Annotated in this window: 17 protein-coding genes; 9 read left to right on the top strand and 8 right to left on the bottom strand. The window is 60.2% G+C overall.

From position 1 onward, the window contains the following. From BMY54_RS22165 to BMY54_RS22175, 3 genes are all read left to right on the top strand, one after another. Complete coding sequence (locus BMY54_RS22165) at nt 1–1,218, top strand: mandelate racemase/muconate lactonizing enzyme family protein (RefSeq protein ID WP_093437436.1); 1,218 nt, start codon at nt 1–3, stop codon at nt 1,216–1,218. A gap of 163 nt (nt 1,219–1,381) precedes the next feature. Beyond that, a complete protein-coding gene (locus tag BMY54_RS22170; protein ID WP_093437440.1) occupies nt 1,382–2,995 on the top strand; it encodes a GMC family oxidoreductase in 1,614 nt (537 codons plus the stop codon). Between the two features lie 102 nt (nt 2,996–3,097). Continuing rightward, entirely contained in the window at nt 3,098–3,703 is a 606-nt protein-coding gene (locus BMY54_RS22175; RefSeq protein ID WP_093437445.1) for a DUF6338 family protein, read from the top strand. Between the two features lie 126 nt (nt 3,704–3,829). Here BMY54_RS22175 and BMY54_RS22180 read toward each other — a convergent pair whose 3' ends face one another. Next, nucleotides 3,830–4,729, bottom strand: coding sequence for a LysR family transcriptional regulator (locus BMY54_RS22180; RefSeq protein ID WP_093437450.1), 900 nt, complete (start codon nt 4,727–4,729; stop codon nt 3,830–3,832). A gap of 119 nt (nt 4,730–4,848) precedes the next feature. Between BMY54_RS22180 and BMY54_RS22185 the strand changes: the two genes are divergently transcribed. Then, nucleotides 4,849–6,216: an MFS transporter gene (locus BMY54_RS22185; RefSeq protein WP_093437454.1), complete on the top strand. Its 1,368-nt coding sequence runs from the start codon at nt 4,849–4,851 to the stop codon at nt 6,214–6,216. A gap of 30 nt (nt 6,217–6,246) precedes the next feature. Next, entirely contained in the window at nt 6,247–7,521 is a 1,275-nt protein-coding gene (locus BMY54_RS22190; protein ID WP_093437459.1) for a glucarate dehydratase family protein, read from the top strand. A gap of 111 nt (nt 7,522–7,632) precedes the next feature. Here the strand turns inward: BMY54_RS22190 and BMY54_RS22195 are convergent, their stop codons facing one another. Further along, entirely contained in the window at nt 7,633–8,517 is an 885-nt protein-coding gene (locus tag BMY54_RS22195; RefSeq protein WP_093437464.1) for a LysR substrate-binding domain-containing protein, read from the bottom strand. 156 nt (nt 8,518–8,673) lie between these two features. Here BMY54_RS22195 and BMY54_RS22200 point away from each other — a divergent pair, with 156 nt between their 5' ends. Further along, on the top strand, nt 8,674–11,700 hold the full coding sequence (locus BMY54_RS22200) for a D-2-hydroxyglutarate dehydrogenase YdiJ (protein WP_093437469.1): 3,027 nt from the start codon (nt 8,674–8,676) through the stop codon (nt 11,698–11,700). On the opposite strand, the gene BMY54_RS22205 is transcribed toward BMY54_RS22200, so the two are convergent. Together BMY54_RS22205 and BMY54_RS22210 are read right to left on the bottom strand one after the other, a co-directional pair. Next, nucleotides 11,633–12,322: a paraquat-inducible protein A gene (locus BMY54_RS22205; RefSeq protein ID WP_093437473.1), complete on the bottom strand. Its 690-nt coding sequence runs from the start codon at nt 12,320–12,322 to the stop codon at nt 11,633–11,635. The two genes, BMY54_RS22200 and BMY54_RS22205, sit on opposite strands and share 68 nt — an antisense overlap. Continuing rightward, a complete protein-coding gene (locus BMY54_RS22210; RefSeq protein WP_093437478.1) occupies nt 12,319–12,915 on the bottom strand; it encodes a paraquat-inducible protein A in 597 nt (198 codons plus the stop codon). The genes BMY54_RS22205 and BMY54_RS22210 overlap by 4 nt, the downstream gene beginning before the upstream one ends. A gap of 218 nt (nt 12,916–13,133) precedes the next feature. Between BMY54_RS22210 and BMY54_RS22215 the strand changes: the two genes are divergently transcribed. Beyond that, nucleotides 13,134–14,300, top strand: coding sequence for an acetyltransferase domain-containing protein (locus BMY54_RS22215; protein WP_093437482.1), 1,167 nt, complete (start codon nt 13,134–13,136; stop codon nt 14,298–14,300). 4 nt (nt 14,301–14,304) lie between these two features. Here BMY54_RS22215 and BMY54_RS22220 read toward each other — a convergent pair whose 3' ends face one another. Next, a complete protein-coding gene (locus BMY54_RS22220) occupies nt 14,305–15,195 on the bottom strand; it encodes a LysR family transcriptional regulator (RefSeq protein ID WP_093437487.1) in 891 nt (296 codons plus the stop codon). Nucleotides 15,196–15,398: 203 nt separating this feature from the next. Here BMY54_RS22220 and BMY54_RS22225 point away from each other — a divergent pair, with 203 nt between their 5' ends. Continuing rightward, entirely contained in the window at nt 15,399–16,943 is a 1,545-nt protein-coding gene (locus tag BMY54_RS22225; protein ID WP_093437491.1) for an MFS transporter, read from the top strand. 517 nt (nt 16,944–17,460) lie between these two features. On the opposite strand, the gene BMY54_RS22230 is transcribed toward BMY54_RS22225, so the two are convergent. Continuing rightward, on the bottom strand, nt 17,461–18,852 hold the full coding sequence (locus BMY54_RS22230; RefSeq protein WP_093437495.1) for an aldehyde dehydrogenase family protein: 1,392 nt from the start codon (nt 18,850–18,852) through the stop codon (nt 17,461–17,463). A gap of 103 nt (nt 18,853–18,955) precedes the next feature. On the opposite strand from BMY54_RS22230, the gene BMY54_RS22235 reads away from it, so the two are divergent. Beyond that, nucleotides 18,956–19,834, top strand: coding sequence for a putrescine utilization regulator PtrR (locus BMY54_RS22235; RefSeq protein ID WP_093437993.1), 879 nt, complete (start codon nt 18,956–18,958; stop codon nt 19,832–19,834). Nucleotides 19,835–19,861: 27 nt separating this feature from the next. Here the strand turns inward: BMY54_RS22235 and BMY54_RS22240 are convergent, their stop codons facing one another. Then, nucleotides 19,862–21,427, bottom strand: coding sequence for an aldehyde dehydrogenase (NADP(+)) (locus BMY54_RS22240; protein WP_093437499.1), 1,566 nt, complete (start codon nt 21,425–21,427; stop codon nt 19,862–19,864). Continuing rightward, nucleotides 21,424–22,062, bottom strand: a complete 639-nt coding sequence (locus BMY54_RS22245) for a cysteine hydrolase family protein (protein ID WP_093437504.1) — start codon at nt 22,060–22,062, stop codon at nt 21,424–21,426. Before BMY54_RS22245 ends, BMY54_RS22240 begins: the two co-directional genes overlap by 4 nt. Between the last annotated feature and the right edge of the window lie 3 nt (nt 22,063–22,065).

The raw sequence follows: 22,065 nt of genomic DNA on the forward strand, positions 1-22,065 counted from the left end.
ATGAAAATCATCGCCCTTGAAACCCATATCGTTGCCGTACCGCCACCGCACATCGGCGGCATGTACTGGCTGTTCGTCAAGCTGAAGACCGATTGTGGCATTGAAGGTGTCGGCGAGATCTACGCCGCGACCTTCGGCCCGAAAGCCATGTTGCCGATCATTGAGGACGTGTTCGAACGCTACCTGCTCAATCACGATCCGCACCACATCGAGCGCTTCTTTCGCCAGGCGTATTCCAGCGGATTCACCCAGCGTCCCGATCTGACCATGATGGGCGTGGTCAGCGGTCTGGAGATGGCCTGCTGGGACATCATCGGCAAAGCCGCGAACAAACCGGTTTACGAGTTGCTCGGCGGCAAGGTCAATGAACGTCTGCGTTCCTACACCTACCTGTACCCGGTCAACAGCCGTGGCGAGTACGACTACGACGACCCGGATCTGGCCGCCGAGTGCGCGATAGAGAACATGAACAAAGGCTTCACCGCCGTGAAGTTTGATCCGGCCGGCCCTTACACCGCGTACTCCGGGCACCAGATTTCGCTGGAAGTGCTGGAGCGATGCGAAACCTTCTGCCGCAAGATTCGCGAAGCAGTCGGCGACAAGTGCGACCTGCTCTTCGGTACCCACGGGCAGATGGTGCCCTCGTCGGCAATCCGCCTGGCCAAGCGTCTGGAGAAATACGACCCGCTGTGGTTCGAAGAGCCTGTGCCGCCGGGACAGGAAGAGGCCATGGCGCAGGTCGCGGCGAAGACCAGCATCCCGATCGCCACTGGCGAGCGCCTGACCACCAAGTACGAATTCTTCAAGCTGTTGCAGGCTGGCGGCGCGTCGATTCTGCAGATGAACGTGGCGCGCTGCGGCGGTCTGCTCGAAGCCAAGAAGATCGCCAGCATGGCCGAAGCCTACTACGCGCAAATCGCCCCGCACTTGTACAACGGGCCGATTGGCGCGGCGGCGAGTTTCCAGTTGGCGACCTGTACGCCGAATTTCCTGATTCAGGAAAGCATCGAGACGTGGGGTGGCTTCCACGCGCAAGTGCTGACCAAACCGTTGCAGTGGGAGGACGGCTACATCATTCCGTCCACCGAGCCGGGCCTGGGGGTTGAGCTGAACATGGACGTGGTACGCAAGCATTCGCCGTACACCGGCGAGCGTTTGCACCTGCAGATGGCGCCGACCCCGGTGGACGTGAAAGACAGCTCACCAGCTCGCGGCTGACACAGGCTTTGATTGCCAGGCCAGTCCCCTGTGGGCGTGAGCTCGCTCGCGAATCGACGGGGTGTCAGGCAATGAAAATGCGAGCTGACAGGCAGTCTTCGCGAGCAAGCTCGCTCCCACAAGGGCGGCGAATTTTGTACAACGACTTACGCGGTAACCGTGCATGACATACGACTACATCATCGCTGGCGCCGGCGCCGCTGGCTGCGTGCTGGCCAACCGGCTCTCGGCCTCGGGCCAATACACCGTGCTGTTGCTGGAAGCGGGCGGCAAGGACAGTTCCCTGTGGTTCAAGATTCCGGTCGGCTTCGCCAAAATGTATTACAACCCGACCTTCAACTGGATGTATTACAGCCAGCCACAGAAACAACTGAGCAACCGCGAAATCTACGCACCGCGCGGCAAGGTGCAGGGCGGCTCCGGCTCGATCAACGCGATGATCTACGTGCGCGGCCAGGCTCATGATTTTGATGATTGGGCCGCCAATGGCAACGACGGCTGGGGCTTCAAGGACGTGTTGCCGTACTTCCGCAAACTGGAAAATCATCCACTGGGTGACAGCGAATATCACGGTGGCAGCGGCCCGATCAGTATTACGCCGATGAAGGGCCAGACCCATCCGATCTGCGATGTGTTTCTTGAGGGCTGCTCGGAACTCGGCTATCCGCGCAGTGAAGATTTCAACGGAGCGAAGTTCGAAGGGGCGGGTCTCTACGACGTCAACACCAAGAACGGTCAGCGCTGCTCCAGCAGCTTCGCGCATCTGCATCCAGCACTGAAGCGGCCGAACCTGACGGTCGAGCACTTCGCGCTGGTGGATCGGGTGTTGTTTGATGACGCGCAACAACATGCGACCGGGATCTCGATTACTCAGCATGGCGTGGTACGAACCTTTACTGCACGCAAGGAAGTGATCTTGTGTGCAGGTGCCGTCGACACACCGAAGATCCTGCAACTGTCCGGCGTGGCGGATCGTGAGCTTCTGGCCAAACATCAGATTCCCTTGGTCAAACACCTGCCGGCAGTCGGGCAGAACCTGCAGGATCACCTGTGCGCCAGCTATTACTACAAGGCCAATATCCCGACGCTCAACGATGAACTGAGTTCGCTGTTCGGTCAGTTCAAACTCGGCGTGAAATACCTGCTGACGCGCAAGGGCGCCTTGGCCATGAGCGTCAATCAGGCCGGTGGTTTTTTCCGTGGCGACGCGCAGCAGAATCACCCGAACCTGCAGCTGTATTTCAACCCGCTGTCGTACCAGATCCCGAAAAACAACAAGGCCAGCCTCAAGCCTGAGCCGTATTCCGGCTTTCTGCTGTGCTTCAATCCGTGCCGGCCGACCAGCCGTGGGTATATCGAAATCGCCTCGAAAAATCCCCGGGATGCGGCGCTGATCGATCCGAATTACCTGAGCACGCAAAAGGATATCGACGAGGTGATACAAGGCAGTCGCCTGATGCGCAAGATCATGAATGCGCCGGCGCTAAAGGCCATTACCGTTGACGAGGTTTTGCCTGGGCCGGCGGTAGAAACAGACGAACAGATGTTGCAGTACTTCCGCGATAACTGTGGCTCGATCTATCACCTCTGCGGTTCGTGCGCGATGGGCGCTGACGAGCAGACGTCGGTGGTCGACAAGCGGCTGAAGGTGCACGGTTTCCAAGGGCTGCGGATTGTTGATGCGTCGATCTTTCCGAACGTGACATCGGGCAATACTCACGCGGCGGTGTTGATGGTGGCGGAGAAGGGCGCGGATCTGATTTTGCAGGATGCGTAATGAGTGGTGACAGTTGCGCGTGAGGGTTTTCAGCCGTGTGCACTAGGCTTTTGAGGGGCGGTCGATAGTCAGATCGGCCGGTCTTTCAAGGAGCCTCGGATCATGGATGATCTGGTCAAAGAAGTAATTCCGCTGTTGCAGTACCTGATTCCCGGTTTTTTGTCGGCGTGGATTTTTTATTCGCTGACGGCATTCAAACGACCCGATACGTTCGGGCAGATTGTCCAGGCGCTGATTTTTACATTTGTGATTCAGGGAGCGGTTTTGGGGATTGGGGCGATGTGTTTGTGGGTAGGCTCGAAAGGCTTTTCTGTAGGACGTTGGGATGCCAAGGCCGAAACAATTTGGGCATTCGTTGTGTCGGTGACGCTCGGGTTGCTTTCCTGCTACCTGGCCACGAATGACAAATTGCATGGCTGGTTACGCAGTCGAAATGTCACGAAACAAACTTCCTACCCCAGCGAATGGTTCAGCGTTTTTGCCCAACATCATCGTCTGGTCACGCTACATTTGAACGATGAAAGGCGCGTTTTTGGCTGGCCCGTGGAGTGGCCACCGGAATCCAGCAGTGGCCAGTTCGTGATGCAGAATCCCTGTTGGCTGGATGCCGAAGGGGCAGAAGTGCCTTTTGGCGCTGAGTTTTTGCTGATAGATTCCGGCAAGGTCAAGTGGGTCGAATTCGGCCCGAAATCGGAGGTTTCTTTATGACAGCCAGAGCACCGCAACCAATGCCGGAATGGGTAGCGCGTCGTTACACGAAAGATGGCAAGCCAGTGGCAAATGCGCAGCCTAGAGCACCGAGCGCTCCACCACCGCTGAAGAGCTAGTATTTCCTTAGCCCCAACCCTCAGCCACCGCCCGGCGAATCGCTTCCAGCAACATCGCAAACGCCGGGTTGTCGTTGTTCTCGCGCCAGATCAGATGCAGCTCGCTCTGCACGCCTTCACCCAGATCAATGTCGCGGAACACCACATTCCTGAACACCACACTGGTAGCGCAGCGCGGTACCAGCGCCAGGCCCATCCCGGCATTCACCAGTGCCAGAATCGTCAACGATGAGCCCAGCCACTGCACATAATCCGGCGCAACCCGAGCCGAGCGCAGCATTCCGGTGAGCAATTCGTTGAACGGCGGATACGCGGCATGGGAGTACATCAGGAACGGTTGTTTATCCAGATCACTGACCGCCACTTCAGCCGCCGACGCCAATGGGTGTCCGCTCGGCACCGCCAGTACAAACGGTTCGCGCACCAGGCATTCAGTCGCGTAGCCAGGCTCCAATAGCGGCGCACGGGCGATGCCCAAATCGATGCGTCGCGCGCGCAGGGCTTCGTGCTGCTGGTAAGTGTTCATCTCCGACAGATCGATTTTCACCTGCGGTTGTTTCAGGCGCGCCTCGGCAATCACCTTAGGCAGAAATTCATACACCGCGCTGCCGACAAAACTGATGTTCACCGTACCGATGTCGCCCTCTGCGAACCGTCGGGCAGTGACGGCTGCTTGCTGTGCGCGCTCCAGCAGGTTCTGTGCTTCGACGAAGAACGCCCGACCGGCAGCCGTTAGCGCGACGCTGCGAGTGCTGCGGGTAAACAGTTCGACGCCGAGGTGATGCTCAAGCAACTGAATCTGCCGGCTCAGTGGCGGCTGGGTCATGTTCAGTCGCTCAGCGGCGCGGCGAAAGTTGAGTTCGGTGGCGACGGTGGTGAAGCAGCGCAGTTGAGTCAGTTCGAACATTGATCTAATCCGGGTATCAATCGAATGCCAAGTTAGATTAGACGGGATCAATGATCGCCGTCCATGATCGGCCCATCGCTTTACGCCATCCCTAAAAAAACAAGATCGGGAGTCGCCCCTTGAAAACCCTCCAGAGTCCGCTGGACGTCACGGTGCTTGCCCGTGCCGCCGCCAAGGTCAAGCGCCACGTGCTGCCGCTGTTCGTGGTGATGTTCATCGTCAACTACATCGATCGGGTCAACATCGGTTTTGTGCGCAGTCACATGGAAACCGACCTCGGCATCGGTGCGGCGGCTTACGGCCTCGGTGCCGGTTTGTTCTTTGTTGGCTACGCGCTGTTCGAAGTGCCGTCCAACATGCTGCTGCAACGTTACGGCGCACGGGTCTGGCTGACGCGGATCATGTTCACCTGGGGCGCGGCCGCCATGGCCATGGCGTTCGTTAGAGGTGAAACCAGTTTCTATGTGCTGCGCTTTATTCTCGGCGCGGCCGAAGCAGGGTTCTTTCCGGGGATCATTTATTACTTCACCCAATGGCTGCCAGCCTCCGAGCGCGGCAAGACCATGGCGGTGTTTCTCAGCGGTTCGGCGATTGCCTCGGTGATCTCCGGCCCGGTGTCCGGTGCGTTGCTGCATATCAGTGGCCTGGGTTTGCATGGCTGGCAGTGGATGTTCCTGATCGAGGGTGCCGCATCGGTGGTGCTCTGCGCATTTGTCTGGTTCTGGCTGCAATCGCATCCGCGTCAGGCCAAGTGGCTGAGCGAAGAGGAACGCGAAGCGCTGGTGGCGGCAATTGCCGAAGAGCAGCGCGCTCGTGAGGCGGTGCAAGTGGCCAAACCGTCGATGTTCAAGCTGTTGGCGGATCGGCAGATTGCGCTGTTCTGTTTCATCTACTTCTCCATTGCCCTGACCATTTACGGCGCGACGTTCTGGCTGCCGAGCATGATCAAGAAGATGGGCAACCTCGGTGACTTCCAGGTCGGCCTGCTCAATTCGATTCCGTGGATCATTTCGATTGTTGCTATGTATGGTTTCGCGGCGATGGCCGGCAAGTGGAAATTCCAGCAGGCCTGGGTCGCGCTGACACTGGTGATCGCGGCGATCGGCATGTTCATGTCGACCACTGGCGGGCCGATCTTCGCCTTCGTTGCCATCTGTTTCGCCGCCATCGGCTTCAAGGCTGCGTCGGCGTTGTTCTGGCCGATTCCGCAAAGCTATCTGGATGCGCGCATTGCCGCTGCAGTGATCGCGTTGATCAACTCCATCGGCAACCTCGGCGGCTTCGTTGCACCGACGGCGTTCGGCATCCTCGAAGAAACCACCGGCTCCATCGAGGGCGGTCTTTATGGCCTGGCGGCGACGTCACTGGTCGCTGCGGTGGTGATCTTCTTTGCTCGCACGGCCCCGGGTGCCAAGGGTAAAACTCCGGCAAAGCCCCATGACGAGACCGCCGTTGTCGCGACGGCCAGACCGGCCGCGAGCCATTGAATTGATTGTTGATCTGTCAGGAGCGTTATCTTGAAAATCACCCGTGTCACCGTGACCCCGATTGCCTTTCGTGATCCGCCGCTGCTCAACGCCAGCGGCATCCACGAACCGTTTGCCCTGCGTTCGATCATCGAGATCGAAAGCGATAACGGCTACATCGGCCTCGGCGAAAGCTATGGCGATGCCCCGGCGCTGGCGATCCAGCAGCAGTTGCAGGGGCAACTGATCGGCCTCGACCCGTTCAACCTCAACCAGTTGCGCGCGATCGTGCAGGCCACCGTTGCCGCGAACAAACCTGCAAGCATTGCTGGTGCCGAACTGGCGCCCGGTTCCCACGCCAGTAAAGCAGTGAGCAATGCCTATTCGGCGTTCGAAGTGGCGTTCCTCGATTTGCAGGCGCATTACCTCAATGTGCCGCTGGTGGATCTGCTCGGCGGCGCGATTCGTGAAGAGGTGCCGTTCAGCGCCTACCTGTTCTTCAAGTATGCGCAGCATGTCGATTCGCCGTACAAACCGGACAATTGGGGCGAGGCGCTCAGCGAGCAGCAGATCGTCGCGCAAGCCGCGCGGATGATCGAGGCGTACGGTTTCAAGAGCATCAAGCTCAAGGCCGGCACCTTGCCGCCGGAGCATGAGGTGGCGTGCATCAAAGCGTTGAAAAAGGCTTTTCCCGGTTACCCGTTGCGCATCGATCCGAACGGCAACTGGTCGCTGGAAACCTCGATTCGCATGGCCGAGTTGCTCGGCGATGATTTGCAGTATTACGAAGACCCGACCCCGGGCCTCGACGGCATGGCCGAACTGCACAAGCGTACTGGTCTGCCGCTGGCGACCAATATGGTGGTCACCGATTTCGACGAGTTCCGTCGCAGCGTTGCGCAGAACAGTGTGCAGATCGTGCTTGCCGATCACCATTACTGGGGTGGCCTGCGCGACACGCAGACGCTGGCGAAGATGTGCGATGTGTTCGGTCTCGGTGTGTCGATGCATTCCAATTCACACCTGGGTATCAGCCTGATGGCGATGGCGCATGTCGCGGCGGCGGTGCCGAATCTGGATTACGCCTGCGACACCCATTACCCGTGGCAGGAGCCGGATGAGGAGGTGATCAAGGGTGGCAAACTGCCGATTGTCGATGGTTGCGTGAAGATCACCCGCGCGCCGGGGCTTGGGCTGGAGCTGGACCGGGATCAGTTGGGCAAGCTGCATGATCAGTACCTGACGTGCGGGATTCGTCAGCGCGATGATGTGCGGCAGATGCAGCGCTACAAGCCGGACTGGAGGGCGGTAAAGCCGAGATTTTGATGTCGTGCTCGCTGGCCTCTTCGCGAGCAAGCTCGCTCCCACATTTGATCTGTGGCGTTCACAAATCCTTTGTGGGAGCGAGCTTGCTCGCGAAGGGGGCGACTCATTCCTTCAGAGTGTATGCACCAGCCAATCCCGAAACGCTTTCAGCGACGGCAAATTCTCATTTCGTGGCGGATACACCAGGTAATAGCTGCGGCGACTGGTAATCGCCTCACCCAGCTGCAGCAACTCACCCTTCAACAACTCATCCTCAACCAGAATCCGCGGCACCAACCCCACGCCAATATTGGCCCGCACTGCCTGAATCAAGTGCGAAGTCATTTCAAAGCTCGGCCCGATACGCATGCTGCGGTGCGGCAGACCTTGATGGCTGAACCACTCCGCCCACGCCTGGGCATTGCTGCTGACATTGAGCAGCAGTTGCCCGGCGATGTGTTGTTCGGCGTCGTCGCGCTCGGCGTCGGACAGCTGCGCACTGGCAATCACCACCAATTCTTCCGTGTGCAGGGGCAGGGCGGTCAGCCCCGGCCAGTCACCACCGCCGACACAGATTGCCGCATCGATTTCGCTGGTATCGAAGTCGATCGCTTCGATCCGGGAATGCAAATGCACGGTCATGCCCGGGTGCGCGGTGTAGAAATCCTTCAGGCGCGGCAGCAACCATTTCGAGCCGAAGGTCGGCAGCGTTGCCAGGCGCAAGCTGTGAATGCCCGAACCAAACGCCATGGCCTGCAACGTCGCGCTGCGAATCTGCCCGAGCGCTTCGGCGAGTTCGCGTTGATACATCCGTCCGACATCGGTCAGCACCACTTGCCGGCCTTCGCGCGTGAACAGGCGCATGCCGAGCATTTTCTCGAGAATCTGCACCTGACGGCTGACCGCACTCTGCGTCAGCGACAGTTCATGAGCAGCGCGGGTGTAGCTTTCGTGGCGTGCGGCGGCCTCGAAAGCCAGCAATAACGACATGGAAGGCGTGAGCGTGCGCGGATTCATTCGTAAAAGTCATCAATAGCGGGTCGAATTTACGGTTGTCCCGGCGTTCGCCAGCAATGAACATGGACACCATGAGATGGCGGAGCCTGACGCAATCATTCGTTGCGTACAACTGTTCACCGCCACGCGGCCCGATTTGACCGAGATAACCGACCGATGATTGCCCAGCTGTCCCCCGCCAAAGCCCTGACCAGCGATTACCAGCAGTTCCTCAAAGCCCTGAAAGCCAGCGGCTTTCGCGGTGAAATCAGCGCCGATTACGCCAGCCGTGTCGTGCTGGCGACCGACAACTCGATCTATCAGCGCCTGCCGCAAGCGGCGGTGTTTCCGCTGGACGCTGATGACGTGGCACGGGTGGCGCGGCTGATCGCCGAGCCGGCCTATCAACAAGTGGTGATCACCCCGCGCGGTGGCGGCACCGGCACCAACGGCCAATCACTGACGGACGGCATCGTCGTCGACCTGTCGCGGCACATGAACCGCATTCTGGAGATCAACGTTGAAGAGCGCTGGGTGCGGGTGCAGGCCGGGGTGGTCAAGGATCAGCTCAACGCCGCGCTGAAATCCGCCGGGCTGTTTTTCGCCCCGGAATTGTCGACCTCCAACCGCGCCACCGTCGGCGGCATGATCAACACCGATGCCAGTGGTCAGGGCAGTTGCACCTATGGCAAGACCCGCGACCATGTGCTCGAACTCGACATGATCTTGCGCGGCGGTGAGCGTCTGCACGGTCTGCCTCTTGAGGAAAGCGAACTCGAAGCCCAGTGCGCCCGCGAAGATCGCGTCGGTGAGGTCTATCGCTGCGCCCGGCAGATCATTGATGAGCAGGGTGAACTGATCAAACAGCGTTTCCCCGATCTCAACCGTTGCCTGACCGGTTATGACCTCGCACACCTGCGTGAGGCGGATAACCGTTTCAACCTCAACAGCGTGCTCTGCGGTGCCGAAGGCTCGCTGGGATTTGTCGTCGAAGCGCGGCTGAATGTCTTACCGATCCCCAAGCACACAATGTTGGTGAATATCCGCTACGCCGGGTTCATGGACGCACTGCGCGACGCCCGCGCCTTGATGGCGCTCAAACCCTTGTCGATCGAAACCGTTGACTCGAAAGTCTTGCTGCTGGCGATGCAGGACATCGTCTGGCACGGCGTCGCCGAGTATTTCCCGGAAAGCGCCGAGCGGCCGACCCTTGGCATCAACCTGGTGGAGTTCTGCGGCGAAGATCCCGAAGAGCTGCAACGCCGGGTCGAGGCGTTTGTCGAGCACTTGAGCAGCGACCGTACTGTCGAGCGTTTGGGCCACACGCTGGCGGTCGGACACGCAGCGGTGAACAAAGTCTATGGCATGCGCAAACGTGCAGTAGGTTTGCTCGGCAACGTTGCCGGTGAAGCGCGGCCGCAGCCGTTCGTTGAAGACACCGCGGTACCGCCGCAGCACTTGGCCGAGTACATCGCCGAATTACGCGACCTGCTCGACAGCCACGGCTTGCAGTACGGCATGTTCGGTCACGTCGATGCAGGCGTGCTGCACGTGCGGCCGATCCTCGACATGAAAGATCCGCAGCAAGCGGCGCTGGTGCGTCCGGTGTCCGATGGTGTCGCCGCGTTGACCCAGCGTTACGGTGGCCTTCTGTGGGGCGAGCACGGCAAAGGCTTGCGCTCGGAATATGCGCCGGCCTTCTTCGGTGAACTGTACCCGGCGCTGCAAGCCTTGAAAGTCGCGTTCGACCCGTTCAATCAGTTCAACCCCGGCAAAATCGCCACCCCGGCCAACACCGACGCGGCGCTGCTGAAAATCGATGAAGTCACTTTGCGCGGTGAACTGGATCGGCAGATAGACGAAAAAGTCTGGCAGAGCTACGGCGCGGCCATGCACTGCAACGGCAACGGCGCCTGCTACAACTTCGACCTCGATGATGCGATGTGCCCGTCGTGGAAAGCTACCCGTGAGCGTGCGCAATCGCCCAAGGGCCGGGCTTCATTGATTCGTGAGTGGCTCCGTTTGCAGGGCGAGGCGGGCGTTGACGTATTGTCCGAGGCGATTCGCAAGCCGGCGTTTTTCAGCACGTTGTGGCAGCGCTGGCGCAACAGTCGTGCGCAGGCCGAAGACTTTTCCCACGAAGTCTACGACGCCATGGCCGGTTGCCTGGCGTGCAAATCCTGCGCGGGACAGTGCCCGGTCAAGGTCAACGTGCCGGAGTTTCGTTCGCGCTTTCTCGAGCTGTATCACAGTCGTTATCTGCGTCCGGCGCGGGATTATCTGATTGCTTCGCTGGAGTACAGCATTCCGTACATGGCGCGGATTCCGGCGCTGTATAACGGGTTGATGGGCGCTGCATGGGTTCGCGGGCTGCTGGAACGCGTCGGCGGCATGATCGATGTGCCGTTGCTCAGTCGCTTCGATTTCCACGCGGCGATGCGCCGTTGGCAAGTGCAGCCAGCGACGGTGTCGACCTTGGCGGCGCTGACTCCAGCGCAACGCGAACGCAGTGTGGTCATCGTGCAGGATGCCTTCACGCGCTACTTCGAAGCGCCGCTGTTGGCTGATCTGGTCGAGCTGATTTCGCGTCTGGGTTATCAGGTGTATCTCGCGCCGTTCAGCGCCAACGGCAAGCCATTGCATGTGCAAGGCTTCCTCTCGGCGTTCAACCGCGCGGCGCTGCGCAATGCCCGGCAGTTGCGTGATTTGGCGGACATCGGTGTGCCGTTGCTGGGCCTCGATCCGGCGATGACGCTGGTGTATCGCCAGGAATACCTGAAAGTCCCCGGCATGGAGCAATGCCCGGAGGTGGCGCTGGTGCAGGAATGGTTGCTCAAGGTCATGCCAGAGCAGGCGGCGCAGGATAAAACCGCCTCGTTCCGACTGCTCGCCCATTGCACCGAGAAAACCAACGCCCCGGCCGCGACTCGGCAGTGGGAACAGGTGTTCGAGCGCGCAGGGTTAAAACTGGCCACGCAAGCCACCGGTTGCTGCGGCATGTCCGGGACCTACGGCCACGAAGCGCGCAACCGCGAAACCTCAGCGGTGATCTACGAGCAGTCGTGGGCCCGTCAGGTGGCGGCGCCGGCAGAGCAGGGTGAAGCGTTGGCCACGGGGTATTCCTGCCGCAGTCAGGTCAAGCGCCAGTCGGATCAGGCACTGCGCCATCCGTTGCAGGTGTTGTTGACGGCTCTGCGTCGCTGAGCGGTTCATCGTCCGGAGCGTTGTCCCAGATCAGCCGGGGGTCGAAGCTCATTGCCGAGAGCATGGTCAGCACCACGACCATGCCGAAGAACAGGATGCCCGGTCGCGGTTCGATATCGCCCAGTGTCTGGAACTTCACCAACGCTGCGACCAGTGCGACCACCAGCACATCGAGCATTGACCAGTAGCCGATCAGCTCGACGAAGCGGAACATTTTCGAGCGCTCCCGGCGTGCCCAGCCACTGTCGCGTTGCACCGTGATCAACAACAGCGACAGGGCGACGAACTTGACGCCCGGCACGGCGATACTGGCGATGAAGATGATCAGTGCGATGTCCCACGCGCCATGCTGCCAGAACTCCAGCACGCCACTCATGATCGTGCTGTCGGCGCCGCTGCCGAGCATGGTGGTGTTCATCACCGGCAGCAGATTGGCCGGCACGTAAAACGCCAGCGCCGCGAGCATATAGGCCCAGGTGCGCGCCAGTGAATTGGTCTTGCGCCGGTGCAGCGGCGCATCGCAGCGCGGGCATTCATGCGGCTCGTCGGTCATGTCGCAAGCCAGGCCACAGCTGTGGCACAGGCACAGGTTGAGTTCGCTGGCAGTCGCGGGTCGGTTCATGGAATATCCCATAGGTCGCGGATATCGCGGCCGGCAATCCTGATCATCATCAAACTCAGCACGGCCAATGCGAACAGGCCGATGCCGGGCAACACGTCGAGCAATCCCGCCAGTTTGAACACCGCGACCATCGCCCCCAGCAGGCACACTTCGAGCATGCTCCACGGCCGCAGGGTTTCCAGCCAGCGCATGCACAACTTGAACCCCGGTGCGCGTCGCGATGACAGCGCGAAGCTAAGCACCCAGGTCAGCAGGACCAGTTGAAATGCCGGGGCAATAATGATCGAAATCGCCGCAACCATCGCTATGAAGGTGATCGGCCCCTGACTCAGCGCCAGCACCGAATCCCACAGCGTCGCACTGTTTTTCAGGCCTTTGAGGCTGATGCTCATCACCGGATAGAAATTGGCAAACAGCCACAGCATCGCCGCCGTGAAGGTCAGGGCCAGGCGCTGTTCGACGGTCAAACCGTTGAAGCGCTGGAGCACGCCGCCACAACGCACGCACGAGGTTTTCTGGTGTTTGGCCAGCACGGCTTTTTCGTACACGCAGTCGCAGTGCTCGCAAATGATCAGGTGTTCGGTGTTGACCATGGACAACGCTCGACAACAGGCCGCAAGGGCAGGGGGACCTGATCACTATAGAAGCCTGAGGCTATTGGGCAACCTGGACGGTGTGATCGGCTGCGGTTTTCTGAGAATTGCTATCGATTGGGTTTTGGATTTTGCTTTTTAGTGTTATAAGGTAACGCAACGTTTTCAGGGCAGTCCTTGTCGGCGCCCGCTGTTAACCCTTCGATTGCGAAACGCTCATGACAATTGCGCTCCCCCATTCTGCCTCGCCCACTGGCCGGCTGCTGTCCATTGACGCCCTCAGAGGCCTGGTCATTCTGTTCATGCTGCTGGACCACGTGCGCGAAACTTTTTTGCTGCACCGCCAGGTCGCCGACCCGATGGACATTGCCAGCACTGAACCGGCGTTGTTTTTCAGTCGCACGCTGGCGCATCTGTGTGCGCCAGTGTTCGTGCTGCTGACGGGATTGTCGGCGTGGTTGTTCGGCGAAAAGTACGCAGGCAAGGCCGATGTCAGTGCGTTTCTGTTCAAACGCGGTCTGTTTCTGGTGGTGCTGGAGTTCACGCTGGTGAACTTCGCGTGGACCTTCCAACTGCCACCGAGTGTGATTTATCTGCAAGTGATCTGGGCGATCGGCTTGAGCATGATCGCCCTGTCGCTGCTGGTGTGGCTGCCGCGCTGGCTGTTGCTGACGTTGAGCCTGACGATCATCGCCGGACACAACCTGCTCGACGCGGTGCATTTCCCGGTGGAGTCGGCGCTGCATGTGCCGTGGGCGATTTTGCATGATCGTGGCTGGATCGAAGTCAGTGAAAATCTGCGCCTGCGCACCTCCTATCCGTTACTGCCGTGGATCGGTGTGATCGGCCTGGGTTATGCGCTGGGGCCGTGGTTTGCTCGCGGCGTTGAGGCGGGTTTGCGTCAGTGGCAGCTGCTGATCGCGGGTAGCGCCGGACTGCTCGGTTTTGTCGGGTTGCGGCTGATCAACGGCTATGGCGAAAAACCATGGGCCGTGGGTGACTCGTCGGTGCAAACCCTGATGAGTTTTTTCAACATCACCAAGTACCCGCCGTCGTTGTTGTTTATCGCGCTGACCGTGGGCGCCGGGCTGTTGCTGCTGCTGGCCTTCGAGCGCTTGCAGGATCGTCGCTGGATTCGCTGGCTGACTGTGTTCGGTTCGGCGCCGATGTTTTTCTATCTGCTGCATCTGTACGCGTTGAAGGTTTTGTACCTGATTGGCGTGGCTTTGTTCGGGCTGAATCAGGGTAGCTATTTCGGTTTTTCGTCCGTCTCGGCAATCTGGCTGGCCGCAGTCATTCTGGCGATTGCACTGTTCCCGGCCGTGCGTTGGTTTTCGGCGTTGAAGGCGCGGCGCCGCGACATCGCCTGGCTGAAGTACTTGTAAGCTCCTAACGCCGGTTGCGCACGAAGTCGATAAACGCTTTGAGCGGTGCCGGCACATGACGCCGGCTCGGGTAGTACAGGTGCAGGCCCGGATAGAACGGGCACCAGTCTCCCAGCACTTGCAGCAGACGCCCGCTGGCCAAGTGTTCGCTGACCATGTCTTCGAACACATAGGCCAGGCCCAGCCCTTGCAGCGCGGGCCCGACCATCAGGCTGACATCGCCGAGGGTCAACGGGCCGTTGACTTCGATTTCCTGGGCGATGCCGCCGCGTTCGAGTTCCCAGCGGTACATCGAGCCGCTGGGAAAGCGGTGGCGGATGCACGGCAGTCCGTGCAGGTCTTCGGGCTTTTGCGGTGCTGCGTGGCGTGCAAAAAAGGCTGGCGATCCGACCACCACCGAACGCATTGTCGGGCCGATCGGCAGCGACACCATGTCGGCTTCCAGACGATCGCCGAAGCGCACGCCGGCATCAAAACCGTTGGCGACGATATCCAGCAGTGCATCGCTTTCCACCACTTCCAGGCGGATGTCCGGATAGGCCAGCAAAAACTCACTGGCAATCGGCAGCAACACCAGTTCGCAGGCTTGCCGCCCGCAGGTGATGCGCAGGTTGCCCGAGGGTTTATCGCGGAAATGGTTGAGGTCTTCCAAAGCATCGTCGATGTCGCGGAATGCCGGTTTCAGTCGGGCATACAGGCGTTCGCCAGCCTCAGTCAACGCCACGCTGCGGGTGGTGCGATTGAACAGGCGCACGCCTAGACGATTCTCTAGTGCCTTTACTGAATGGCTTAACGCGGACGGCGTCAGGCCTAGCTCGATTGCCGCTTTGCTGAAATTCAACTGCTGAGCGGTGCAGAGAAATACCGAAAGATCTGCCGCTGAAGGGGTTTTCATCTGTGAATGCCTTTCACAAAGCCATGCAAATTTGTTGGGATTATCGCATCAGTAGCACGGCTTTAAAGTCGCATCAACGTCGACCAGATTTGAGGCTGCTCGCTTTCTTTTTTATCGACTGGAAACGGTGGTGGATTTTTCTGCGGATTTCGCGCCTTATTCGCTGCGTTATGCAGCTTTTTGATTGCTCAAAGGATGGAATGATGAACGCTTTGACTCAGCCGCACGGAGCGCGCGACAAGTTGCTCATACTCGCGGCCGTGTGCCTCTCGGCACTGGTCCTGCCGTTAAGTTTTACTGGCGGTGCGGTGGCGACACCGGCCATCGGCCGGGACCTGGGCGGCAGCCCGGTGGCGCTGACCTGGATCACCAATGCGTTCATGTTGTCGTTCGGCAGTTTGCTGATGGCCGCCGGCGCGTTGGCTGATGTGTATGGACGCAAACGCCTGTTCACCTTCGGCATGTTGCTGTTTACCGCCGCGTCGTTTGCGCAGAGTCTGGCGCCTTCGGTGTTCTGGCTGGATGTATTGCGCGCTGTACAAGGTGTGGCGGGGGCGGCGGCGCTGGCCTGCGGCTCGGCGGCGCTGGCGCAAGAGTTTGAAGGGCATGCCCGGACTCGAGCGTACAGCGTACTCGGCACTACGTTCGGCATTGGTCTGGCTTTCGGTCCGCTGGTGGCCGGCGCGTTGATCGAGGCATTCAATTGGCGGGCGATTTTTGTCTTTACTGCGTTGATTGGAATCATCGCGCTGGTTTTCGGTGTGCCGCGCATGCGTGAAACCCGCGATCCGCACGCCAAAGGGCTGGACTGGCCGGGCACGCTGCTGTTCAGCGCAATGCTGGCGCTGTTTACGTTTGGCCTGATCCAGGCGCCGGACAGTGGTTGGAACAGTCCACTTGTGCTCGGTTTGCTGTGCGCTTCGGCGGTGCTGCTGGCCGCCTTCGTGATCGTCGAGATGCGTGTCGAACGGCCGATGCTGGATCTGACGCTGTTTCGTTATCCGCGATTCATCGGCGTGCAGATGCTGCCGATCGGCACCTGTTTCTGCTACATCGTGCTGGTGGTGATGTTACCGCTGCGCTTCATCGGCGTTGAGGGGCTGAGCGAGATCGACGCCGGTCTGCTGTTACTGGCGTTGTCGGCGCCGATGCTGGTGGTGCCGATGCTGGCCGCATCGCTGGCGCGCTTCGTTTCCGCCGGCATCTTGTCCGGTGCCGGATTTCTGATGGCCGCTGTGGGCTTGCATTGGCTGAGTCTGTACAACGTCGGTGAGCCGAAAATCGCCTTGGTGGTGCCGATGCTGCTGATCGGCATGGGCGCCGGTTTACCGTGGGGGCTGATGGATGGTTTGTCGGTCAGTGTCGTGCCGAAAGAGCGCGCCGGCATGGCGGCGGGCATCTTCAGCACTGTGCGAGTGGCGGGTGAGGGGATTGCATTGGCGATTGTCGCGGCGCTGCTGGCGTCATTGCTGCACGCCGATCTGTCGAGTGCCCTGCACGCAGTGACAGGCAGCGCTGAGGCGTCGCTGATCGCCGAGACCGCGCACCGGGTAACCACCGGCGATATGGCGCATGCGATCAACACCGTGCCAGGTCTGGCCAATGAACGTTTGGTGCAAGGTTATGCGGCGGCGTTTCAGTATCTGCTGCACATCCTGACGGTGATCACCCTCGCATCGGCGGCGGTGGTGCTGGGGTTGTTGAGCAAAGATCGCAGCGTCGCCGAGCCACAACAGGCTGCAGCATAAACCCACTGTGGGAGCGAGCCTGCTCGCGAAAGCGGTGAGTCAGCAACGGATGTGTTGACTGATATTGCCTCATCGCGAGCAAGCTCGCTCCCACTTTGGATTGTGCCAAGCCAGCTATTTTCAATCTGTCTGCGAATCCCTGTGGGAGCGAACCTGCTCGCGAAAGCGGTGAGTCAGCAACGGATGTCTTGACTGATATTGCCTCTTCGCGAGCAAGCTCGCTCCCACTTTGGATTGTGCCAAGCCAGCTATTTTCAATCTGTCTGCGAATCCCTGTGGGAGCGAACCTGCTCGCGAAAGCGGTGAGTCAGCAACGGATGTCTTGACTGATATTGCCTCTTCGCGAGCAAGCTCGCTCCCACTTTGGATTGTGCCAAGCCAGCTATTTTCAATCTGTCTGCGAATCCCTGTGGGAGCGAGCCTGCTCGCGAAAGCGGTGAGTCAGACAATGGAGATGTTGACTGGGCCGGCCTCTTCGCGAGCAGGCTCACTCCTACAGGGGTTTCCGGTGTCTGGATTATTTACGATCCAGCCACACGGTCTGCGCGTTACAGAACTCGCGTACGCCGAAGTGCGACAGTTCACGTCCGAAACCGCTCTTTTTCACGCCGCCAAAGGTCACGCGCGGGTCGCTGGCGGAGTAGCCGTTGATGAACACGCCGCCAGTCTCCAGTTCGCTGGTCAGTTGCTGGGCCAGTGCCACGTTGGCGGTGTAGATCGTCGCGGTCAGACCGAACTCGCTGTCGTTGGCCAAGGCCACGGCGTGCGCACAATCGCGGGCAGTGATGATCGAGGCCACCGGGCCGAACAGCTCCTGTTTGAACGAGGTCATGCGGTCGGTGACGTCGGCCAGCACGGTCGGCTCGTAGTAGTTGCCCGGGCCTTGCGACTTGCCGCCGCCGAGCAGCAGGGTGGCGCCTTCTTCCAGGGTGTCGCGCACTTGCTGATCGAGTTCGTCACGCAGGTCGAAACGTGCCATCGGGCCGATGTAGGTCTCTGCGGACAATGGATCGCCGACCTTCAATTTACGCGTAGCCTCGACGAACTTGCGGGTGAACTCTTCAACCACGCCTGCTTCGATGATCAATCGTTTGGCCGCTGCGCAGACCTGACCGGAGTTCTGATAGCGACCGATCACAGCGGCTTGCACGGCTTCATCCAGATCGGCGTCGTTGAGCACGATAAACGGATCGGAACCGCCGAGTTCCAGCACGCATTTCTTCAGCGCGGCACCGGCCTGAGCGCCGATGGCCATGCCGGCACGCACGCTGCCGGTCAGGGTCACGGCGGCGATACGCGAGTCGGCGATGGCAGTGGAAACGCCTTCCGGGGTGACGTTGATCACTTCAAACACGCCATCGGCGAAACCTGCGCGGGTGAAGGCGTCGCGCAGCAGATAGGCGCTGCCCATCACGTTCGGCGCATGTTTGAGCACGTAAGTGTTGCCGGCGATCAGCGCCGGCACGGCACCGCGCAGCACTTGCCAGATCGGGAAGTTCCACGGCATTACCGCGAGGATCGGGCCGAGCGGACGGTATTCGATGCGCGCCTTGCCGCCTTCAACCTGGGTCGGTTCAGCGTCAAGCATGGCCGGGCCATTCTCGGCGTACCACTCGCAGAGCTTGGCGCATTTCTCGATTTCACCACGGGCCTGAGCAATCGGCTTGCCCATTTCCTGGGTGATCATCGTGGCCATGGCTTCGCTGGTTTCACGCAACGCACCGGCCAGGGCGCTCAACAAGCGCGAGCGATCTTGCAGCGGCTTGCGCTTCCACTTGCCAAAGCCATAGGCGGCGCGGGTCAGCGCAGCGTCAAGGGCAGTGGCGGATTCAAACGCGTAGTGACCGATCTGCTCGCCGGTGGCGGGGTTGATCGAGATGGCGTGGGTCTGGCTGGAAATCTGGCTCATGGCATCGTCCTGCATGTTCGTCGGATGGGCCTAGAGTAGGGTGGTGTTTGTTTTCTGGAAACTGAATAATAAAGATCGTTTCTTTCACGATTGGAGAATGACTGTGGATCTGGTGCAGCTGGAAATCTTCAAAGCCGTTGCCGAGCACGGCAGCATCAGCGCCGCCGCCACGCAGATTCATCGCGTGCCGTCGAACCTGACCACGCGGATCAAGCAGCTTGAGCAGGATCTGGGCGTTGATCTGTTTATCCGTGAGAAAAGCCGTTTGCGCCTGTCGCCGGCCGGGTGGAGTTTTCTTGAATACGCGCGACGGATTCTCGATCTGGTGCAAGAGGCCCGGGCAACGGTGGCGGGGGAGGAACCGCAAGGCGCGTTTCCGCTGGGGTCGCTGGAAAGCACGGCAGCGGTGCGCATTCCCGAGTTGCTGGCGGCGTACAACCAGTTGCACCCCAAGGTCGATCTCGACCTTTCGACCGGCCCCTCGGGCACGATGATCGACGGCGTGCTGTCCGGGCGTCTGGCTGCAGCGTTTGTCGACGGCCCGGTGCTGCATCCGACGCTGGAAGGTGTGCCGGCATTCGAGGAAGAAATGGTCATCATCGCGCCGCTCAACCACGCGCCCGTCAAGCGCGCGGCGGATGTCAACGGCGAGAATATTTATGCCTTCCGTTCCAACTGTTCCTACCGTCACCACTTTGAAAAATGGTTCAGCACCGACGCCGCCGTACCGGGCAAGATTTTCGAAATGGAGTCCTATCACGGCATGCTCGCCTGCGTCAGTGCAGGCGCCGGGCTGGCGCTGATGCCGCGCAAAATGCTGCAGAGCATGCCCGGCAGCGCGACCGTCAGCGTCTGGCCATTGGCGGCGGATTTTCGCTATCTGACCACGTGGCTGGTATGGCGGCGGGGCACGGTATCGCGCAGTCTGAGTATGTTTGTGCGCTTGCTGGAAGAGCGCGGGGTGGTGCGTGCAGATGCATGATCGCGTCTGCCGCGCACTGGGTTGCCGTTATTGCCCGTCGATGCTGCGCGGCAGATTCAGCGGATTACTCTCGCGCAACACCTCTGGCAACAACTCATCCGGAAACCCCTGATAAGCCACGGGCCGTAAGAAGCGCTCGATCGAGGTCATGCCCACGGAAGTGAAGCGGCTGTCCGATGTAGCCGGAAAAGGGCCGCCGTGCACCGTAGCAAAGGTCACTTCCTGTGGATGCGCGAAGGCGTTGACCACGATGCGTCCAGTGCGGCGTTCGAGAATCGGCAGCAGGCGCCGCGCCAATCCCAGATCGACACTTTCAAGGTGAATCGCCGCGCTGAGCTGTCCCTTGAACGAACGGGCGATTGCCAGCAGCTCAGCTTCATCACTGACCGATACCAACAGTGCCGACGGGCCAAACACTTCGTGGGCCAACCCCGGCTCGCTGAGCAATTGGTGGCCCTCGACTTCCAGCAACACAGCGCGTCCAGCGAATGTGGCATCGGCCGGCGTGCCTGCCGCGATCACCTGCGCGCCGGCACCTTCCATCGCAATCAGACCCTCGACGTAGGCACCATGAATGCCCGGCGTCAGCATTGTTCGCGCCGGTGCCGCGCTGACCCGTTTGCACATGGCGTTGCGCAGCTCTTCAAACCCCGCACCACGGATGGCGATCAGGATCGACGGACACAAACAGGCCTGCCCGACGTTGACCAGCATGCGCTCGATAAAGCCGTCGCCGATTTCGGCGCCGCGAGCCGCCAGCGCCTCGGGCAGGATGAAGGTCGGGTTGACGCTGGTCATTTCGGTGAACACCGGGATCGGCTCGGGGCGCAATTGCGCACGGCGATAGAGCGCCATGCCACCCGGTTCGGAGCCGGTGAAGGTCACGGTTTTGATCAACGGATGATCGACCAGCGCTTCGCCGATGGCATTGCCGCCGCCACGCACCATCGAGAAAACGCCTTCGGGCAAGCCATGCGCCTGCACGGCTTTACGAATGGCTCGCGCCTGGATTTCCGAGGCGCCGGGGTGGGCGTTGTGCGCCTTGAGAATCACGGTAGCGCCGGCCGCCAATGCTGACGCGGTATCGCCACCCGCCACCGAGTAGGAAATCGGGAAGTTGCTCGCGCCGAAAATCGCCACCGGGCCGATGGCGATTTTTTGCAAGCGATGATCCATCCGTGGACGCGGCTGACGCTGGGGTTGTGCCGGGTCGATCGCCAGTTGTAGAAAGCGGCCCCGGCGCACCACATCGGCGAACTGGCGGAACTGGATCGCGGCTCTCAAAGCTTCGCCCTCAAGCTGAGCTTCGGGCAGCCCGGTTTCCAGTGCCGCGCGTGCCGTCAGTTCGCTGCGCACCTCATCGAGGTTGTCAGCGATGCTCTCGAGAAACGCGGCACGCTCGGCCAGCGAGGTGTGGCTGTAGTGGTCGAACGCGGCATCGGCGAGTGTTGCAGCCTGATCAACCTGGGCCGCACCGCCGAAAGCGAAGTCCGGTTCTATCCGTTGATCGGTGGCCGGGTTCAGCGCTTTCATCGTGCCTTCGGTGGCGGCGACATCCGCCGCGCCGATCAGCAAATGGCCGGTCAGGCTCATTTCGATTCACCTTGGGATTTGAGGTTGGCAATCAGTTCGTCGGTGCTGGCAATCACGTGAGCGAATGTCGGGCCGTTGAGTTCGTGGGCGGCGTGCATCATTTCCGCTTTGAAGGCCGCTGTTGCATCGCGGACCAGGGTGACGTGGTAGCCCAGTTCCGAGGCATAGCGCGCGGTGGCTTCGATGCAGGTGTTGGCCAGCAGGCCGACGATGATTACGTGGGTGATGCCTTGCTGCTTCAGGCGAAAATCCAGGTCGGTGTTGGCGAAACCACTGGAACCCCAGTGTTCTTGAACCACGATGTCGCCGTCCTTCGGCGCAAAATCCGGGTGCCATTCGCCGCCCCATTCGCCCCGGGCAAAATGATGCATGTGCATGATTTTGCATTGGGTCGGGGTCGGGTGGTCCCAGGTTTCGTAGTCGCCTTTTTCCCAGCGATGATGGGGTACGATGACCACCGGAATGTTCAGGTCGCGCACCGTGCGGTCGAGTTTGCGCAGGTTGTCGAGCAGGCCGTTCTGCTCGGCCATGGGTTTGATCAAAGGGAAAATCTTGCCACCCTCCGAGAGAAAATCGTTGTACGGATCGACCAACAGGTAGGCGGTTCTGTCCAGCGGATAGGGGATATTCGACATGGC

It is taken from the genome of Pseudomonas sp. ok266, assembly GCF_900110195.1.
GTDB lineage: Bacteria > Pseudomonadota > Gammaproteobacteria > Pseudomonadales > Pseudomonadaceae > Aquipseudomonas > Aquipseudomonas neuropathica.

Excerpts from the sequence above, each read along its gene's own strand:
- BMY54_RS22165 (WP_093437436.1), top strand. The coding sequence starts at position 1 with ATGAAAATCATCGCCCTTGAAACCCATATCGTTGCCGTACCGCCACCG.
- BMY54_RS22170 (WP_093437440.1), top strand. The coding sequence starts at position 1,382 with ATGACATACGACTACATCATCGCTGGCGCCGGCGCCGCTGGCTGCGTG.
- BMY54_RS22175 (WP_093437445.1), top strand. The coding sequence starts at position 3,098 with ATGGATGATCTGGTCAAAGAAGTAATTCCGCTGTTGCAGTACCTGATT.
- BMY54_RS22180 (WP_093437450.1), bottom strand. The coding sequence starts at position 4,729 with ATGTTCGAACTGACTCAACTGCGCTGCTTCACCACCGTCGCCACCGAA.
- BMY54_RS22195 (WP_093437464.1), bottom strand. The coding sequence starts at position 8,517 with ATGAATCCGCGCACGCTCACGCCTTCCATGTCGTTATTGCTGGCTTTC.
- BMY54_RS22200 (WP_093437469.1), top strand. The coding sequence starts at position 8,674 with ATGATTGCCCAGCTGTCCCCCGCCAAAGCCCTGACCAGCGATTACCAG.
- BMY54_RS22205 (WP_093437473.1), bottom strand. The coding sequence starts at position 12,322 with ATGAACCGACCCGCGACTGCCAGCGAACTCAACCTGTGCCTGTGCCAC.
- BMY54_RS22210 (WP_093437478.1), bottom strand. The coding sequence starts at position 12,915 with ATGGTCAACACCGAACACCTGATCATTTGCGAGCACTGCGACTGCGTG.
- BMY54_RS22215 (WP_093437482.1), top strand. The coding sequence starts at position 13,134 with ATGACAATTGCGCTCCCCCATTCTGCCTCGCCCACTGGCCGGCTGCTG.
- BMY54_RS22220 (WP_093437487.1), bottom strand. The coding sequence starts at position 15,195 with ATGAAAACCCCTTCAGCGGCAGATCTTTCGGTATTTCTCTGCACCGCT.
- BMY54_RS22225 (WP_093437491.1), top strand. The coding sequence starts at position 15,399 with ATGAACGCTTTGACTCAGCCGCACGGAGCGCGCGACAAGTTGCTCATA.
- BMY54_RS22230 (WP_093437495.1), bottom strand. The coding sequence starts at position 18,852 with ATGAGCCAGATTTCCAGCCAGACCCACGCCATCTCGATCAACCCCGCC.
- BMY54_RS22240 (WP_093437499.1), bottom strand. The coding sequence starts at position 21,427 with ATGAGCCTGACCGGCCATTTGCTGATCGGCGCGGCGGATGTCGCCGCC.
- BMY54_RS22245 (WP_093437504.1), bottom strand. The coding sequence starts at position 22,062 with ATGTCGAATATCCCCTATCCGCTGGACAGAACCGCCTACCTGTTGGTC.